Genomic DNA, 17,140 nt, shown 5'->3' on the forward strand with positions numbered 1-17,140 from the left:
TCCTGTACTATAAAATATGTTACAATGTGGATACTTATGTTTAGATGGAGAAGTAGGTGAATTTGGATTGCGTATTTTAGAAAAGGCGCCGGCAAAAATCAATTTGTCGCTCGACGTCCTCGGCAAACGTCCTGACGGGTACCATGAAGTGAAAATGGTCATGACGACGATTGATCTCGCAGATCGGGTCGAGTTATCGGAGCTATCGGAAGATAAGATTACGGTTGCCTCCCACAACCGGTTTGTTCCGGATGACCAGAGGAATCTTGCTTATCAAGCGGCCATGCTGATGAAAAAACGATACGGCATTAAAAAAGGCGTTTCGATTTTGATCACGAAGGTCATTCCGGTAGCTGCGGGGCTTGCGGGCGGAAGCAGTGACGCCGCTGCCGTACTGAGAGGCTTAAACCGCCTGTGGAATATGAAGCTTTCCGTAAATGAGCTCGCCGATCTAGGCGCAGAGATCGGATCTGATGTATCGTTTTGCGTTCATGGGGGGACAGCTCTTGCAACTGGAAGGGGAGAGAAGATCCGCCACATTGAAACGCCGCCGCATTGCTGGGTCTTGCTTGCAAAACCGACGATCGGCGTATCGACCGCAGAAGTGTACAGACAGCTCAAGACCGACAATATCGAACATCCGGACGTGCAAGGTATGATTTCGGCCATTGAGGAGAAAAATTTTCATAAGATGTGTGAAAAACTCGGGAATGTGCTTGAATCGGTTACATTAAATATGCACCCTGAAGTCGCAATGATTAAAAACCAGATGAAGCGCTTTGGAGCGGATGCGGTATTGATGAGCGGAAGCGGTCCGACGGTGTTTGGGCTTGTTCAGTATGAATCAAAAGTGCAACGTATATATAACGGGTTAAGAGGGTTTTGCGATCAGGTATATGCTGTGCGAATGATCGGGGAACAAAATGACCTTGATTAAATCCGTATGTTAAGTTATATTATTTTTAGAAATATTCGGATTTTGGAGGTAAGTGCATGAAGTTTCGTCGAAGCGGCAGATTGGTAGATCTGACGAATTATTTGTTGACCCATCCGCATGTCTTAGTGCCATTAACCTTCTTTTCAGAACGGTATCAATCTGCAAAATCGTCAATTAGTGAAGATTTAACCATTATTAAGCAGACCTTTGAGCAGCAGGGAATCGGAACGTTGCAGACGGTTCCCGGGGCGGCTGGAGGCGTTAAATATATTCCGAAGGTAAAGCTTGAGGAGGCGGAGGAATTTATCAGTGCACTCGGGAAGTCATTGATTGATTCGGAACGTATTTTGCCCGGGGGCTATTTATATTTGACGGATATTCTCGGAAAGCCGTCCGTGTTGTCGAAGGTCGGCAAAATTTTTGCTTCCGCCTTTTCAGACAGGGAAATTGATGTCGTCATGACTGTGGCAACGAAAGGAATTCCCCTGGCGTACGCGGTGGCCAGCTATTTGGACGTGCCGACCGTTGTCGTCAGGAAGGATAATAAAGTGACCGAAGGGTCAACGGTCAGCATCAATTATGCCTCAGGTTCATCCAATCGCATACAGACGATGTCGCTTGCAAAACGCAGCTTAAAGTCGGGATCGCACGTTTTAATCATAGACGATTTTATGAAAGCGGGTGGAACGATCAACGGCATGATCAATTTGCTGGATGAATTCAATGCGTATGTGGCGGGAATCGGAGTTCTTGTGGAGGCTCAGGGAGTAAAGGAGCGGCTGGTTGATGAATATATGTCACTTCTTACCCTTTCGGAAATCGATATGAAGGAAAAAAACGTCGAAATCCAAAACGGAAATTTTAAAGCGTTTTTTAAAGAAAATGAATAAAGAATGGGGAGTTTGAGATGACAAAAGTTGTTCAGACAAAAGAAGCGCCGGAAGCAATCGGACCGTATTCACAGGGGATTATTGTCAATAACATGTTTTACAGCTCAGGGCAAATTCCTTTGACTCCGTCCGGCGAAATGATAAACGGGGATATTACCGAACAGACGCACCAGGTGTTCCGCAATTTAAAAGCCGTCCTAAAGGAAGCGGGAGCTTCGCTTGAAACGGTCGTCAAAGCGACAGTGTTTTTGGCGGATATGAATCAATTTGCAGAGGTTAACGAGGTGTACGGCCAGTATTTCGATACGCATAAACCGGCGCGGTCATGCGTTGAGGTGGCTCGGCTGCCGAAAGATGCGCTCGTTGAAATAGAAGTTATTGCCCTTGTGAAATAGGATATTTTTAAAAAGATGATTTTGGTATACAAGATCATCTTTTTTTGTTTTGTATTTGACAATTCTGTGTGTTTTTATTCCAATATTGCAAAAATATTTTTAAATATGCAGGAAAACAAAAAAACCCGTTGAATAGTTAAACTAATGTTTTTATATTGGGAAAAGGTGGTGAACTACTGTGGAAGTTACCGACGTAAGATTACGCCGCGTGAATACCGATGGTCGCATGAGAGCGATTGCATCCATCACGCTGGATCACGAATTTGTAGTCCATGACATTCGTGTAATTGATGGAAACAATGGTCTTTTCGTTGCGATGCCAAGTAAGCGTACACCTGATGGAGAGTTTCGTGATATCGCTCATCCAATCAACTCAAGCACCCGCGGAAAAATTCAGGACGCGGTGTTAAATGAATATCACCGTTTAGGTGAAGTTGAGGAAATAGAATATGAAGAAGCTGGAGCTTCTTAAAAAGAGGGCTTATGGAAGCCCTTTTTATTTTGCAAAAAAAATGATGGTATGATAACAAATTGACAATATATGGTTGGTTGCGGCATATATCAGTAAATGGGGATAAAGAACGGGCGAATATCGGTATTCGGACAAAAGCGGCACCCGGAACGGCAAGTCGGGCATATGCCGCTCAGCAGGCGGATTCCAAGTATGATCAAACCATCTAAAATTTGTCTGGACAATTTGCTGATTTCTCATTTGGGCTTGCTTGAAATCAACTCATATTTAAGATATATTTTTCTATGGATAATAGGGATAATGGAGGCCAATAAATGGATAAGCGGTTTGCAGTTGTATTAGCAGCTGGTCAAGGAACAAGAATGAAATCAAAGTTGTATAAAGTTCTTCATCCTGTTTGCGGAAAGCCGATGGTCGAGCATGTTGTCGATGAAGCTCTTAAGCTATCATTGGCTAAACTTGTCACAATTGTCGGGCATGGCGCGGAAGATGTCAAAAAGCAGCTCGGGGAAAAGAGCGAGTACGCTCTTCAGGCTGAACAGCTCGGCACGGCGCACGCTGTGAAGCAGGCCAAATCGATTCTTGCCGGCAAAAAAGGAACGACGATCGTGATTTGCGGTGATACGCCGCTGTTAACGGCTGAAACAATGGAAGCCATGCTCAGGGAGCATCAGGAAAAAGGGGCAAAGGTGACCATTTTAACGGCGATTGCAGAGGATCCGGCAGGCTACGGGCGGATTATACGCAATGAAAACGGAGACGTTGCGAAAATTGTCGAGCATAAAGATGCGACAGATGAGGAACGGCTTGTCAATGAAATCAATACAGGCACCTACTGTTTTGATAATGAAGCTCTTTTCCGGACGATCGAGCAGGTGTCCAATGATAATGTCCAAGGGGAATACTACCTTCCGGACGTTATTGAAATCCTCAAAAATCAAGGTGAAACTGTTGCCGCTTATCAGACTGATAACTTCCAAGAAACGCTCGGAGTCAACGACAGAGTCGCTCTTTCCCAAGCGGAAAAGTACATGAAGCAGCGCATCAATAAACGCCATATGCAAAATGGCGTGAGCTTAATCGACCCCGATAACACGTATATTTCTCCGGAAGCCGTCATCGGCCGGGATACGGTCATTTATCCTGGAACCGTCATCAAAGGCCGGGTGGTGATCGGCGAGGACACGGTTATCGGTCAAAACAGCGAGTTGGAAAACAGTACGATCGGCAGCCGGACGGTCATTAAACAATCCGTGGTTGTAGACAGCGAAATCGGTGACGACGTAACGATCGGCCCGTTTGCCCATATCAGACCTGATTCGAAAATCGGCAATGAGGTCAGAATCGGAAATTTCGTAGAAGTGAAGAAAGCTGAATTCGGAGATCGAAGCAAAGCCTCTCATTTAAGCTACATAGGGGATGCGGAAATTGGTTCAGATGTGAATCTTGGCTGCGGTTCGATTACCGTTAATTATGATGGGAAAAATAAGTTTATGACTAAGGTTGAAGACGGTGCTTTTGTCGGCTGCAACTCAAATCTGATTGCACCTGTTACGATTGGCAAAGGCGCCTACGTGGCAGCCGGTTCCACCATTACCGACGATGTACCAGGCCAAGCTTTGTCCATTGCCAGGGCAAGACAGGTCAACAAGGAAGACTACGTTAAGAATATACACAAAAAATAATCCTAAAATCGGAGGTTTACAATGTCTAATCAATATGAAGACGACAATTTGAAGATTTTTTCTTTAAACTCAAATCCGGATCTTGCGGCCGAAATCGCGGAGATCGTCGGAGTAGAGCTGGGAAAGTGTTCTGTTAAACGTTTTAGCGACGGTGAAGTGCAAATCAATATCGAAGAGAGCATCCGCGGCTGTGACTGCTATGTCATTCAATCGACGAGCGCTCCGGTTAACGAGAATATCATGGAGCTGTTGATCATGGTTGATGCATTGAAACGCGCGTCCGCTAAAACGATTAATATCGTGATGCCTTATTACGGCTATGCCCGTCAGGACAGAAAAGCGCGGGCCCGTGAGCCGATCACCGCTAAGCTGGTGGCGAATCTGCTTGAAACAGCCGGCGCTACCCGGGTGATTGCACTTGATTTGCATGCCCCGCAAATTCAAGGTTTCTTTGATATACCGATTGATCATTTAATGGGTGTTCCGATTTTAGGAAGTTATTTTGAACAGAAAAATTTGAATGATATTGTTATCGTGTCTCCTGACCACGGCGGGGTTACGCGGGCGCGCAAGCTGGCCGACCGTCTCAAAGCGCCGATCGCGATTATCGACAAACGCCGTCCGAAGCCGAATGTGGCTGAAGTCATGAACATCATCGGACATATTGAAGGAAAAACCGCTATTTTAATCGATGATATCATCGATACAGCAGGAACGATCACGCTTGCGGCAAATGCGCTTGTCGAAAGCGGCGCATCTGAAGTATACGCCTGCTGTACGCATCCGGTTCTTTCAGGTCCGGCGATTGAAAGAATCAAAAACTCCAAAATTAAAGAGCTTGTCGTGACAAACAGCATCGAGCTTCCGGAAGAAAAGAAAATCGAGAAATTCAAGCAGCTTTCCGTTGCTCCGCTGCTCGCAGAAGCGATCATCCGCGTACACGAGAAGCAATCTGTCAGCTTCCTGTTCGATTAATTTGCTGATTCTGGTTTAAAGTTTTGTCGTTATGGGTATGGTTTTAGAAAAACCAATCTTACGATAGGATGGTGCTGGATATGGCAATCTTAAAAGCGGAAGAAAGAACAGGCTCCAAGCGCTCTTCTTTAAGAAAGATCCGGCTGTCGGGATTTGTGCCGGGTGTCGTTTACGGAAAAGAGTTAGAGAACAAGTCTGTTTCGCTGGATAGTGTCAAGCTTTTAAAAATTTTGCGCGATGAGGGAAAAAACACGATTATCAATCTGGATGTAAACGGTGAGCAGTACCCGGTCATGGTGACTGAGGTTCAGACGGATCCGTTGAAAGATTCGATTGTCCATGCCGATTTCAAGGTGGTTGATATGGAAGCCGAAATGGAAGCAGCCGTTCCCGTGAATCTGGCGGGAGAAGCTGAGGGAATCAAGCAGGGAGGCGTACTTCAGCAGCCGCTTTACGAGCTGTCGGTTACAGCTAAGCCGCAGAACATCCCCCAAGCCATTGAAGCGGACATTTCACACCTTGAGGTGAACGATGTATTAACGGTCGGCGATATCACGCCTGCAGGCGATTATTCATTCAACCATGAACCGGATGAAGTCGTCGCATCCATACTCCCTCCTCAAAAGCAAGAGGAAACAGAAGCCGAATCAGCAGCCCAGGAAGTTGAGGAACCAGAAGAAAGCAATGAAAAGGAAAAAAATGAATAAATGCTTAAGGCGTAATCCTCCCGCGGTTACGTCTTTTGTGCTAGAATGAGGGGAATTAAGGACGCTCCCCCTCATGGCTGGTGAGGCAGGGTTTTGATTAAGGGAGGAAATAGAATGCTTGTGTTTGCAGGTTTGGGCAATCCGGGTAAAACGTACGAAAATACGAGACACAACGTCGGTTTCATGGCGATTGACGTGCTTTCAAAGGAATGGAATATTGCCCTTGATAAAACAAAATTTCATGGACAGTACGGAATCGGATTTGTTTCCGGCAAAAAGGTTCTACTTGTTAAGCCGCTTACATATATGAACTTATCGGGAGAATGTTTGAGGCCTCTTTTGGACTACTACGAGGTCCCGATTGAAAATATGAAAGTGATTTATGATGATTTGGATCTTCCAACCGGAAAAATCCGTCTCAGGACAAAAGGAAGCGCCGGAGGACACAACGGGATTAAATCGATGATTCAGCATCTTGGGACATCTGATTTTAACAGGATCAGAGTCGGGATCGGCCGTCCTGTAAACGGAATGAAAATCGTCGATTATGTCCTTGGCGCTTTTACGGGCGAAGAGGAGCCGGCCATTCGGGAAGCCGTTCAAAAAACGGTTAAGGCCTGTGAAGCTTCTTTGGAAAAACCTTTTTTGGAAGTTATGAATGAATATAACGCAAAGGTATAAGCCGAACGGGAACGGATCATACTAGTCTTAAAAAGACTCGTTATTGGAGGTTCCCGTATGGCTTTGCATTATTACTGCCGCCATTGCGGCGTTAAAGTAGGAAGTCTTGACCATTCTTACGTCAACAGCAAACAATTGGGTTTTGACCACTTAACAAATGAGGAAAGAAACGATATGATTTCTTATATGGATAATGGGGATTTACACGTAAAGACGATATGTGAAGATTGTCAGGAAGCGTTAGAAAGAAATCCGGATTATCATCAATATCAGTCGTTTATTCAATAAAAAGCTTTGGTGTAGAAACTAGACCAAAGCATTTTTCTATTTGAGGAAGAGAGGAGGGGCTCATTTGAATAATATTCAATCCTTTATTACAAAAAGCGATGATTTTAAATCCATCGTCAACGGTTTAAACGAAGGGCTGAAAGAACAGCTGCTTGCGGGGCTCTCCGGATCTGCACGGTCATTATTTACAGCCGCTTTTTCAAAAGAAACAAACCGTCCGTTATTTTTGATTACGCATAACCTTTATCAAGCTCAAAAAATCACAGACGATTTAACAGGACTGATAAAAGATCAGCCTGTCCTTTTATACCCTGTCAATGAATTAATCTCATCCGAAATTGCGGTCGCGAGCCCTGAACTGCGTTCACAAAGGCTGGACGTTTTGAATAGGCTTGCAAGCGGTGAAACGCCGATCGTTGTTGCTCCTGCAGCAGCCGTCAGAAGAATGCTGCCCCCGGTGGACATATGGAAAAGCAGCCAGATTCACTTAAAAACGGGGCGGGACATCGATCCGGAAAAGCTCATTCAAACCCTTGTCCAAATCGGATACGAACGTACCGATATGGTGGCGGCCCCTGGTGAATTCAGTATTCGCGGGGGTATTATCGACGTTTATTCATTGACTGAGGACAATCCGATCCGGATTGAGCTGTTTGATACCGAGATCGATTCCATCCGCACGTTCAGCTCAGATGACCAGCGTTCGTTGGAAACGCGCGATGAGGTGACGATCGGCCCTGCCAAAGAATTGATCGTGCGTGAAGAAGACCGGAAGCGGGCCCTCGAGAAGCTGGAAAAAGGCCTTACTGACAGCCTGAAAAAGCTGAAGCTTGATAAACAAAAAGAAATCCTCCATCAAAACATCGAGGAGGACAAAGAACGGCTTACAGAAGGCAACATCGGCCAGGAAATGGTTAAATACCTTTCGTATTTCTATGAAAAGCCTGCTAGTTTGCTAGATTATTTTCCGTCTCATACATTGCTTATTTTAGACGAAGTCAGCCGCATTCACGAAATGGAAGAGCAGCTGCAAAAGGAAGAGGCCGAATGGATCACGAGCCTTCTTGAAGAAGGCAAGATTCTTCATGACATCTCGATGTCATTTCCTTTTCACAGCCTCATGGCAAAACAACCCCGTCCGATTTTGTACTATTCGCTGTTTTTAAGACATGTTCAGCATACAAGCCCGCAAAACATCGTGAATGTTTCCAGCAAACAAATGCAAAGTTTTCACGGGCAGATGAATGTGCTCAAAAACGAGATCGAACGGTTTAAAAAATCTAAATATACGACTGTTTTTCTTGGGGACAGCCGGGAACGCGTCGAAAAACTTGCATCCGTTCTGGAAGATTATGAAATAGAAGCTGCCCAAGCCGATGAAAATACAGCGCTCGCCCAAGGCCAGATTTATATCATGGAAGGCGGCCTTCAAACGGGCTTCGAGCTTCCATTGATGAAGCTTGCCGTCATCACGGAGGAAGAACTCTTTAAAAAGCGCGTGAAAAAGCAAGCGCGCAAACAAAAGCTGACAAACGCGGAGAGAATTAAGAGCTACTCGGAGCTGCAGATCGGCGACTATGTCGTTCACGTCAATCACGGAATCGGTAAATATCTGGGTATTGAAACGCTTGAAATCAACGGAATCCACAAAGATTATTTAAATATTCACTACCAGGGAAGCGATAAGCTTTACGTGCCTGTCGATCAAATTGACCAGGTGCAGAAATACGTCGGTTCGGAAGGAAAAGAACCGAAGCTGTACAAATTGGGAGGAAGCGAGTGGAAGCGGGTCAAGAAAAAGGTAGAATCGTCCGTTCAGGATATCGCTGACGACTTGATCAAGCTTTATGCCGAGCGGGAAGCGAGCAAAGGATACGCGTTTTCTCCCGATCACGAAATGCAGCGCGAATTTGAAGCGGCTTTTCCTTATCAGGAAACTGAGGATCAGCTCAGATCGATTCACGAAATTAAAAAAGATATGGAAAGAGAACGCCCGATGGATCGGCTGCTTTGCGGTGATGTCGGCTACGGCAAGACGGAGGTGGCTATCAGAGCCGCTTTTAAAGCAGTCGCTGACGGCAAGCAGGTTGCCATCCTTGTGCCGACCACGATTTTGGCCCAGCAGCATTATGAAACGATATTGGAGCGTTTTCAAGATTATCCGGTCACAATCGGCCTGCTCAGCCGCTTCCGCACGCGGAAAGAATCGTCGGAAACGATCAAAGGCTTGAAAAACGGCACGGTCGATATCGTGATCGGAACCCACAGGCTTTTATCAAAGGATGTCGTGTACAAGGATCTCGGTTTGCTCATCATTGATGAGGAACAAAGGTTCGGTGTTACGCATAAAGAAAAAATCAAACGGATTAAAGCGAATGTCGACGTTTTGACTTTAACGGCGACACCGATACCGAGAACCCTTCATATGTCCATGCTCGGCGTCAGGGATTTATCGGTCATCGAAACGCCTCCGGAAAACCGCTTTCCGGTTCAGACGTATGTTGTCGAATACAACGGCGCTTTGGTAAGGGAAGCGATCGAACGCGAACTTGCCAGAGGAGGACAGGTATACTTTCTGTACAACCGCGTCGAGGACATCGAAAGAAAAGCTGAAGAGATTTCGATGCTTGTCCCCGATGCTAAGGTGACGTATGCCCACGGCAAAATGACGGAAAATGAACTCGAATCCGTCATGCTCAACTTTTTAGAGGGAGAATCCGATGTTCTCGTCAGTACGACGATTATCGAGACAGGCGTCGATATTCCGAACGTCAATACGTTGATCGTGCATGACGCCGACAAAATGGGGCTTTCACAGCTTTATCAGCTAAGGGGACGCGTCGGACGCTCCAACCGGGTCGCATATGCTTACTTTACGTATCGAAAAGACAAAGTTCTGACCGAAGTGGCGGAAAAAAGGCTTCAGGCCATTAAAGAATTCACAGAACTTGGCTCAGGCTTTAAAATCGCCATGCGCGACTTGACGATCCGCGGAGCCGGAAACCTGCTCGGTGCGCAGCAGCACGGCTTCATTGATTCCGTCGGCTTTGATTTATACTCGCAAATGCTCAAGGAAGCGATCGAAGCACGCAAGGGAGACACGGCGCAAATCGAACGCTTTGAGCCGGAAATCGATTTGGAGCTTGACGCCTATATTCCGCAATCGTATGTCACGGACGGCAAGCAGAAAATTGATATGTATAAACGCTTCAGAGCCATTGAAGCGATTGAAGAAAAAGATGAGCTTCAAGATGAAATGATCGACCGTTTTGGCGAATATCCGAAGGAAGTCGAATATTTATTTGCCATCGCGGAAATGAAAGTATACGCCATAAAAGAGCGCGTCGAGCTGATCAAACAGGATAAAGACGCCGTCAGACTGACGATCGACGAGAAGGCGAGCGCTGAGATTGACGGACAAAAGCTGTTCGAGCTTGGCAGCAAATACGGCAGGCAGATCGGCCTCGGGATGGAAGGCAAAAAGCTGAAAATCTCGATACAAGTTAAAAACCGCAAGCCGGAAGAATGGCTCGAAACATTGCTGGATATTCTGAAAGGACTGGAAAACGTCAAGAAACAAACGATCGCTTCATCGTAAAATTTTGTTGTTTCTCGCGTATATTACATTTGATGTGACGGATACTAAAATCAATCAAGAGTGGAGAGTGTTAGTAAATACACAGCTCTGTTTTATCCACCAGATATATCATCAAATGAAAGAGAGGCAGCACAGATGAAAGCAACTGGTATCGTACGTCGAATTGATGATTTGGGGCGGGTCGTCATTCCCAAAGAAATACGAAGAACATTACGCATTCGCGAGGGAGATCCTCTGGAAATTTTCGTCGACCGCGATGGGGAGGTTATTTTAAAAAAATATTCACCTATCAGCGAACTTGGAGATTTTGCAAAGGAATACGCGGACGCCCTTTATGACAGCATGGGCCATTCCGTCTTGATTTGCGACAGGGATGTGTTTATTGCTGTTTCAGGAAGCTCTAAAAAAGACTATTTAAATAAATCGATCAGCGATATGGTTGAAAAAGCAATGGATCAGCGCAACTCTGTCCTGGAAGGAGACGCGAAAACGATTCAGCTTATTGACGGGATTGACGAAGAAGTCGCTTCATATACAATTGGTCCGATCGTTGCGAACGGTGATCCGATCGGTGCCGTTGTCATTTTTTCAAAAGACCAGTCGATTGGTGAAGTGGAACATAAGGCAGTTGAAACTGCCGCAGGTTTTTTAGCGCGCCAAATGGAACAATAGGTCTCATTCCTTTTCCTTTGTCATTCCTGATAAAGCGGAATGCCGAAACAACCAACTGGAACAGCACACCTTCGGGCTGTTCTTTTTTTAGTTAAAGGTGAATGGCACGGGATGTGGTATAATAAGCACGTTTCGTTGTGTTTTTCTAAAGAAAAGCACATTGAAAGGAGCTTGCAGATGAGCTTTTCAAACGTCCAAAGCAGACGGCTTTGGCAAGGTGCCTTTGTGTTATCATTGGCGGGAATTCTATCGAAAATATTGAGCGCTGTCTACAGAGTGCCATTTCAAAACATAGTCGGAGATGTCGGTTTTTATATTTTTCAGCAAGTGTATCCGATGATCGGAATTTCGGTGATGCTTGCGACATCAGGCTTTCCCGTTATCATCTCGAAGCTATTGAATGATTTTGGCCCGGGAAGCCAAACAAAAATTCTTCGCGTATCCATGCTGTTTATATCCGTCGTCGGCATTAGCTTTTTTCTTCTCCTTTTTGCCGGAGCGAAAAGCATTGCAGAGCTGATGGGCGATCCAGGCCTTGCCGAGGTCATTCGGGCCGTCTCGTACTCTTATTTGCTGCTTCCGTTCGTCTCTCTATTCCGGGGGTATTTTCAAGGAAACGAGCTCATGCTGCCGACGGCATTTTCCCAAATCGGCGAACAATTGTTACGTGTTGCTGCGATTCTCTTTTTTACATGGTGGCTGATCAGGAATGGCCATTCTTTATATGACGCCGGTGCCGGGGCGGCCTTTGGATCTCTGGTCGGAGGCCTCACGGCGTTTTTGATTTTGGCGGCGTTTTGGGTCAAGAGGGAAAGGAATCTGTCTAACGAACGGGCCGGTATCGGCACGAAGGCCATTTTAAAACAGCTTTGCCTGTATACGGTGGCCATCTGTGTCACAAGCCTTATGATGATTCTCATTCAGCTTGTAGATGCGCTGAACTTATATTCCCTGCTTGCAGGTCAAGGCATCGGTGAGCTTGAGGCAAAGCACACAAAAGGCGTTTACGACAGGGGACAGCCGCTTCTGCAGCTCGGAACCGTGTTTGCGGCGAGCATTTCGACTGCTCTTGTCCCGTCTCTTACGAAAGCGAAGAAACAGCAGCAGATGACGGAAGTTCGGGAAAAAACCCGGTATTCCTTAAAAATGAGCCTGGTCATCGGAATCGGAGCGGCGGCAGGTCTCATTTGCATTTTGGAACCGGTGAACACCATGCTGTTTAAAAACAGCGAGGGAACGGCGGCGCTTCAAATTTTCAGCGTGTCGATCTTTTTTGCATCACTTGCCATGACGATAACCGCCGTTTTGCAGGGTCTCGGAGATACTTTTTTTCCGGCTGCCTCCGTTTTATCAGGATTTTTCCTCAAGGCTGTTCTGAATGTGATGCTGATTCCCGCCTTCGGGATCTCCGGAGCAGCCTCGGCGACTGTGATGTCGTTTGCAGCTGTCGCGGGACTCAACCTTTTCCGTCTGAACAGGAATGGCCTGTTCAAGCTTTCGGATTATAGAATCGCCGGAATGGCCGTCTCCGCCATGATCATGTCCGCCGTATTATTGATTTGGCTGTACGCGTTTGAAGCAGTAATCCCGCAAGAAAGCAGATGGTTATCGGCGGTTGAAAGCATGACTGCCGTTTTCATCGGCGGAGGAGCCTATTTGTTCAGCATCTTAAAATGTCGTGTGTTTACGGAGAAAGAACTTGAGCTTGTGCCTTTTGTAAGCAAGCTGTTGAGATAAAAAAAGAAAGGGGCGGCAAAATGGCAGGTAAAATAACCGTTGTTGGCCTCGGGGCGGGCGATATGAATCAGTTAACCCTCGGCGTTTACAAACGTCTTACCCGGGCTGAGACGCTTTATGTCAGGACGAAAGACCATCCTTTAATAGAAGAGTTGAAAAACGAAATACCGAAGATTCATTACTTTGATGATGTGTATGAAAAGCACGACCAATTTGAAGAGGTGTACGAAGAAATCGCTGAGGCGCTTTTTCGGGAAGCGCAGCACCAGGACGTGCTTTACGCCGTGCCTGGACATCCGTTTGTAGCCGAAAAAACCGTTCAGCTTTTGCTTGATAAACAACATCTTCATCAGGTTGAGGTAGCGGTGGAGGGAGGCCACAGTTTTCTTGATGCGACGTTCAACGCCCTGAAGATCGATCCGATCGAAGGATTCCAGTTCGTTGACGCCGTCCAATTTTCGGCGGATGAAATCGAGCTTCAGCACCATTTGATCATCTGCCAAGTCTATGATCAAATGACGGCTTCGGAAGTGAAGCTTACATTGATGGAGAAGCTTCCCGACGATTATGAAATCGTCATTGTCACGGCGGCCGGAAGCAGCATGGAAGAGATCCGAAGGGTGCCTCTTTATGAGTTGGATAGAAGTGTCGGCATCACCAATTTGACGAGCGTTTATGTTCCGCCCGTCAAAGACGAAGGCTTGCTGTATCATGAATTTTCGGCGTTCCGCCGCGTTATCCGGGAATTGCGCGGGCCTGACGGCTGTCCTTGGGACCGGAAACAAACTCACCAATCGCTGAAAAAATACTTAATAGAAGAATGCTATGAAGTGCTTGAAGCGATCGATGAAGATGATCCGGATCACCTCGTTGAAGAACTCGGAGATGTCCTGCTGCAAGTTCTTCTCCATGCGCAGATCGGAGAAGACGACGGCCTCTTTACCATCGATGATATCATTTACGGCATTACCGAAAAAATGATCAGAAGGCATCCGCATGTCTTCGGAGATATCTCTGTACGCGATGAGGCTGACGTCATGGCGAACTGGGAAGAGATTAAAAAACAAGAAAAACAGGACGTCGAAAAATCGATTCTGGACGGCATTCCGAAGCCGCTGCCGGCCCTCTCAAGAGCAAATAAGCTTCAGAAAAAGGCCGCTAAGGTCGGGTTTGACTGGTCTGACGTGAAAGATATGTGGAACAAAGTCAATGAAGAAATAAAAGAATTTTCTTTCGAAGTGTCCGAAGCCGAATCTCACGGCGAGAAAATAAAGGAAGAATTCGGCGACCTTTTATTTGCCCTCGTCAACATCGGCCGCTACTATAAAATTGAACCCGAAGAAGCGCTTGCGATGACAAACTCCAAGTTTTACAGACGGTTCACGTATATTGAACAATCGGCCAAGCGTTCCGATAAAGATCTTGAAAGCATGACGCTGGAGGAAATGGACGAACTTTGGAATAAAGCGAAAGATATGGAAAGGGGCTGATAGCCATGAGGCTTGACAAATTTCTCAAAGTATCAAGACTGATTAAAAGGCGCACACTGGCAAAGGAAGTGGCCGATCAGGGCAGGATCACGATCAACGGCCAACAGGCGAAAGCGAGCACTGACGTAAAAGAAGGAGACGAGCTAGAGGTCCGCTTCGGCCAGAAACTTGTTACCGTTAAAGTGAATGAATTGAAGGATACGACGAAAAAGGAAGAAGCGGCAAATATGTACACCGTGCTGAAAGAGGAAAAACTCGGCGGAGAATAGGCTTGTTCTAAAAAAATCCCCTCTCTCATACAATGCAGTAACGAATCTTAGTATGAGGATATGGGGGATGAATAGATGAGTTTATATTACGATCAGCACAACCCTTCCGGTGGGTCATCTGTTCCTGAACATAACGTGATGATGAAAGGCCGCAAGCTGTTAGATATTTCCGGTGTCAAACAGGTCGAGAGTTTTGACAATGAGGAGTTTTTGCTTGATACCGTCATGGGGATGCTTGCGGTCAGAGGCGAAAACTTACAGATGAAGAATTTGGATGTGGAAAAAGGCGTTGTTTCCATTAAAGGAAGAGTGCTTGATCTCGTCTATTTGGATGAGCAGCAGGGGGAGAAAGCTAAAGGGTTTTTTAGCAAGTTGTTTAAATGACGCTGACCACACAATTCTACACGATGCTGGCCATGGCCGGAATGGGGGCATGGCTGGGCGCTTCCCTTGATACTTACACTCGTTTTGTGGTTCGCCCGAAAACGGCAAGGTGGCTCTTGTTCATTCACGACTTGTTGTTTTGGATGGTACAAGGTCTCCTGTTTTTCTACGTTCTCCTTAGCGTGAATGAAGGCGAGTTCCGAACCTATATTTTTTTAGCCGTCCTTTTAGGTTTTGCCGCATATCAAAGCCTTTTTAAGCGAGTCTACATCAAAATTCTGGATTGGACGATCGCGTTCTTCGTTTTCATCTACAGAATGCTCACAAAAATGATGCAGATGATGCTGTTCCGCCCCGTAGTGTGGACGATTCATGCCATTTTTGCGATTGTTCTGTTAACGTTGAGATATATCTATGTTCTTTTTCGTTTTTTTGCGGTATGTTTATATAAGATCATAAAAATTGCCGGTTATCCGCTCTATTTTGTTATCCGCCAATGCTTCAGGTTCCTTCCTGTTCGCATTCGGCTTGCATTGAAGCGCTTTTTTCGAAAGGGAGCAGGATTTTTCAAAAAGGGAAAGAAACTATTCATAACAATCAAAACGAAATTTTCGAAAAAGTGAAGGGAGGCCGTCTGACATTGAACGATTTTAAGAAACGCAATATATCTCAAATACAGAATGAGTATAAAGAACAAATGGAACGGAAACAGCAGTATTTAAAAAGAAAAAGACGCGGACTATACAGACGGTTGACGGTGTTTGGAGCTGTCGTGCTGCTGGCGGCGATCGTGTTTGCCGGATCGCTATGGTCGCAGGCGTCCGACATCAATACGAAGGAAGCGAAAAAAGCGCAGCTTTTGAAACAATTGGATAAGCTGGAAGCAAAAAAATCCGATCTGAAGGATGAGATTGTCAAGCTGAAGGACGAAGACTACGTCGCCGAGCTTGCCAGAAAGGATTACTACCTGTCAAAGAACGGCGAGATCATCTTCAAGTTTGATGAGAAGAGCAAGTAGCCTTGTTGACACTTAATTTTTTCTTTATGTATAATTAAACAAATGATCTTTTTTAAGTCTAAGGAGGAGCACTTTTTTTATGTCGATTGAAGTTGGCAGCAAGTTGCAAGGGAAAGTAACAGGTATTACAAATTTTGGAGCGTTTGTTGAATTGCCTGGAGGATCAACAGGTCTTGTTCATATTAGTGAAGTCGCCGATAATTACGTGAAGGACATTAATGATCATCTGAAGGTCGGAGATCAAGTAGAAGTGAAAGTCATCAACGTAGAAAAAGATGGAAAGATCGGCTTATCCATCAAAAAGGCTGTGGACCGTCCTCAATCAAGACCTAGAAATGATTTCCGCTCTAAAGAAACGTTCGAACAGAAAATGAATAAGTTCTTGAAAGATAGTGAAGATCGCTTATCGTCTCTAAAACGCAACACGGAATCAAAACGTGGAGGGCGCGGAGCAAGAAGAGGTTAACTTGCTGCTTTCTATATAAACGAAAGGCATTCGTCTTATCCCAACGGATGCCTTTTTATTTTTTAGAAAAAATTTTATTCAATTTACTATTGACGGAGCGAATAAACCTTTGTATTATAGAACTTGTGCGTTAAAAGAACAAATTGAATACATGGCGGTGTAGCTCAGCTGGCTAGAGCGTACGGTTCATACCCGTGAGGTCGGGGGTTCGATCCCCTCCGCCGCTACTTTTAGAAGGCCCGTTGGTCAAGTGGTTAAGACACCGCCCTTTCACGGCGGTAACACGGGTTCGAATCCCGTACGGGTCATCGCGAAAACCGGTTTCACATGGAAACCGGTTTTTTTGTTGCTTAAAATATAGCCGAATCTGCAAAATAGCAAGAATGAACTCGACTTACCAAGAGAGATTGAAGCTTTCTACAGAAACCGTCGAAGAGTTCTTTCGAATCGTTACCTTCTTTTGACAAAATCCTATT

At 45.7% G+C, this 17,140-nt stretch carries 17 protein-coding genes, 2 tRNA genes and 1 pseudogene; all 20 read left to right on the top strand.

The window, feature by feature from the left end; translation table 11 throughout:
* The first annotated feature begins 67 nt into the window (after positions 1-67).
* The 20 genes and pseudogenes from ispE (at position 68) to AB447_RS07910 (ending at position 16,972) form a co-directional block, all read left to right on the top strand.
* Entirely contained in the window at positions 68-937 is an 870-nt protein-coding gene (ispE, locus tag AB447_RS07815) for a 4-(cytidine 5'-diphospho)-2-C-methyl-D-erythritol kinase (RefSeq protein ID WP_048355894.1), read from the top strand.
* Positions 938-993: 56 nt separating this feature from the next.
* Positions 994-1,844, top strand: a pseudogene (purR, locus tag AB447_RS07820) (pur operon repressor); the annotation flags it as partial.
* On the top strand, positions 1,845-2,222 hold the full coding sequence (gene ridA / locus AB447_RS07825) for a 2-iminobutanoate/2-iminopropanoate deaminase (RefSeq protein ID WP_048355892.1): 378 nt from the start codon (positions 1,845-1,847) through the stop codon (positions 2,220-2,222).
* A gap of 178 nt (positions 2,223-2,400) precedes the next feature.
* A complete protein-coding gene (gene spoVG, locus AB447_RS07830) occupies positions 2,401-2,694 on the top strand; it encodes a septation regulator SpoVG (protein WP_006640390.1) in 294 nt (97 codons plus the stop codon).
* A 314-nt stretch (positions 2,695-3,008) separates the two neighbouring features.
* Positions 3,009-4,379 (top strand): bifunctional UDP-N-acetylglucosamine diphosphorylase/glucosamine-1-phosphate N-acetyltransferase GlmU, encoded by a 1,371-nt coding sequence (gene glmU, locus AB447_RS07835; protein ID WP_057957504.1) that lies wholly within the window; start codon positions 3,009-3,011, stop codon positions 4,377-4,379.
* A 21-nt stretch (positions 4,380-4,400) separates the two neighbouring features.
* Positions 4,401-5,354, top strand: coding sequence for a ribose-phosphate diphosphokinase (locus tag AB447_RS07840; RefSeq protein ID WP_046131791.1), 954 nt, complete (start codon positions 4,401-4,403; stop codon positions 5,352-5,354).
* 80 nt (positions 5,355-5,434) lie between these two features.
* Positions 5,435-6,061 carry a 50S ribosomal protein L25/general stress protein Ctc gene (locus AB447_RS07845; RefSeq protein ID WP_048355891.1) on the top strand — a complete coding sequence of 209 codons (627 nt, stop codon included), beginning with the start codon at positions 5,435-5,437 and terminating at the stop codon, positions 6,059-6,061.
* Between the two features lie 114 nt (positions 6,062-6,175).
* Positions 6,176-6,742, top strand: a complete 567-nt coding sequence (gene pth / locus AB447_RS07850; protein ID WP_048355890.1) for an aminoacyl-tRNA hydrolase — start codon at positions 6,176-6,178, stop codon at positions 6,740-6,742.
* Positions 6,743-6,799: 57 nt separating this feature from the next.
* Positions 6,800-7,030, top strand: a complete 231-nt coding sequence (locus AB447_RS07855; protein ID WP_048355889.1) for an anti-sigma-F factor Fin — start codon at positions 6,800-6,802, stop codon at positions 7,028-7,030.
* Positions 7,031-7,094: 64 nt separating this feature from the next.
* The gene (gene mfd, locus AB447_RS07860) at positions 7,095-10,628 is read left to right on the top strand and encodes a transcription-repair coupling factor (protein ID WP_048355888.1); all 3,534 of its coding nucleotides are present in this window, start codon (positions 7,095-7,097) and stop codon (positions 10,626-10,628) included.
* Positions 10,629-10,763: 135 nt separating this feature from the next.
* Positions 10,764-11,300 (top strand): stage V sporulation protein T, encoded by a 537-nt coding sequence (gene spoVT / locus AB447_RS07865; protein ID WP_046131796.1) that lies wholly within the window; start codon positions 10,764-10,766, stop codon positions 11,298-11,300.
* Between the two features lie 177 nt (positions 11,301-11,477).
* Positions 11,478-13,037, top strand: coding sequence for a putative polysaccharide biosynthesis protein (locus AB447_RS07870; protein ID WP_057957508.1), 1,560 nt, complete (start codon positions 11,478-11,480; stop codon positions 13,035-13,037).
* Positions 13,038-13,057: 20 nt separating this feature from the next.
* Entirely contained in the window at positions 13,058-14,527 is a 1,470-nt protein-coding gene (gene yabN / locus AB447_RS07875; RefSeq protein ID WP_048355887.1) for a bifunctional methyltransferase/pyrophosphohydrolase YabN, read from the top strand.
* A gap of 5 nt (positions 14,528-14,532) precedes the next feature.
* Complete coding sequence (locus AB447_RS07880; RefSeq protein ID WP_048355886.1) at positions 14,533-14,796, top strand: RNA-binding S4 domain-containing protein; 264 nt, start codon at positions 14,533-14,535, stop codon at positions 14,794-14,796.
* A 75-nt stretch (positions 14,797-14,871) separates the two neighbouring features.
* The gene (yabP, locus tag AB447_RS07885; protein WP_046131800.1) at positions 14,872-15,180 is read left to right on the top strand and encodes a sporulation protein YabP; all 309 of its coding nucleotides are present in this window, start codon (positions 14,872-14,874) and stop codon (positions 15,178-15,180) included.
* On the top strand, positions 15,177-15,803 hold the full coding sequence (gene yabQ, locus AB447_RS07890; protein WP_048355885.1) for a spore cortex biosynthesis protein YabQ: 627 nt from the start codon (positions 15,177-15,179) through the stop codon (positions 15,801-15,803). The genes yabP and yabQ overlap by 4 nt, the downstream gene beginning before the upstream one ends.
* Before the next feature lie 17 nt (positions 15,804-15,820).
* A complete protein-coding gene (locus tag AB447_RS07895; protein WP_057957505.1) occupies positions 15,821-16,198 on the top strand; it encodes an FtsB family cell division protein in 378 nt (125 codons plus the stop codon).
* 79 nt (positions 16,199-16,277) lie between these two features.
* Positions 16,278-16,664 carry a S1 domain-containing RNA-binding protein gene (locus AB447_RS07900; protein ID WP_006640405.1) on the top strand — a complete coding sequence of 129 codons (387 nt, stop codon included), beginning with the start codon at positions 16,278-16,280 and terminating at the stop codon, positions 16,662-16,664.
* Between the two features lie 153 nt (positions 16,665-16,817).
* Positions 16,818-16,891, top strand: a tRNA-Met gene (locus AB447_RS07905).
* A 9-nt stretch (positions 16,892-16,900) separates the two neighbouring features.
* A tRNA-Glu gene (locus tag AB447_RS07910) sits at positions 16,901-16,972 on the top strand.
* The last annotated feature ends 168 nt before the right edge of the window (positions 16,973-17,140 follow it).

The organism is Bacillus glycinifermentans, assembly GCF_001042475.2.
In the GTDB taxonomy this organism is placed as follows: domain Bacteria; phylum Bacillota; class Bacilli; order Bacillales; family Bacillaceae; genus Bacillus; species Bacillus glycinifermentans.

Excerpts from the sequence above, each read along its gene's own strand:
- AB447_RS07840 (WP_046131791.1), top strand. The coding sequence starts at position 4,401 with ATGTCTAATCAATATGAAGACGACAATTTGAAGATTTTTTCTTTAAAC.
- glmU (WP_057957504.1), top strand. The coding sequence starts at position 3,009 with ATGGATAAGCGGTTTGCAGTTGTATTAGCAGCTGGTCAAGGAACAAGA.
- pth (WP_048355890.1), top strand. The coding sequence starts at position 6,176 with ATGCTTGTGTTTGCAGGTTTGGGCAATCCGGGTAAAACGTACGAAAAT.
- AB447_RS07845 (WP_048355891.1), top strand. The coding sequence starts at position 5,435 with ATGGCAATCTTAAAAGCGGAAGAAAGAACAGGCTCCAAGCGCTCTTCT.
- AB447_RS07855 (WP_048355889.1), top strand. The coding sequence starts at position 6,800 with ATGGCTTTGCATTATTACTGCCGCCATTGCGGCGTTAAAGTAGGAAGT.
- yabP (WP_046131800.1), top strand. The coding sequence starts at position 14,872 with ATGAGTTTATATTACGATCAGCACAACCCTTCCGGTGGGTCATCTGTT.
- AB447_RS07900 (WP_006640405.1), top strand. The coding sequence starts at position 16,278 with ATGTCGATTGAAGTTGGCAGCAAGTTGCAAGGGAAAGTAACAGGTATT.
- ridA (WP_048355892.1), top strand. The coding sequence starts at position 1,845 with ATGACAAAAGTTGTTCAGACAAAAGAAGCGCCGGAAGCAATCGGACCG.
- AB447_RS07880 (WP_048355886.1), top strand. The coding sequence starts at position 14,533 with ATGAGGCTTGACAAATTTCTCAAAGTATCAAGACTGATTAAAAGGCGC.
- spoVT (WP_046131796.1), top strand. The coding sequence starts at position 10,764 with ATGAAAGCAACTGGTATCGTACGTCGAATTGATGATTTGGGGCGGGTC.
- AB447_RS07870 (WP_057957508.1), top strand. The coding sequence starts at position 11,478 with ATGAGCTTTTCAAACGTCCAAAGCAGACGGCTTTGGCAAGGTGCCTTT.
- yabQ (WP_048355885.1), top strand. The coding sequence starts at position 15,177 with ATGACGCTGACCACACAATTCTACACGATGCTGGCCATGGCCGGAATG.
- yabN (WP_048355887.1), top strand. The coding sequence starts at position 13,058 with ATGGCAGGTAAAATAACCGTTGTTGGCCTCGGGGCGGGCGATATGAAT.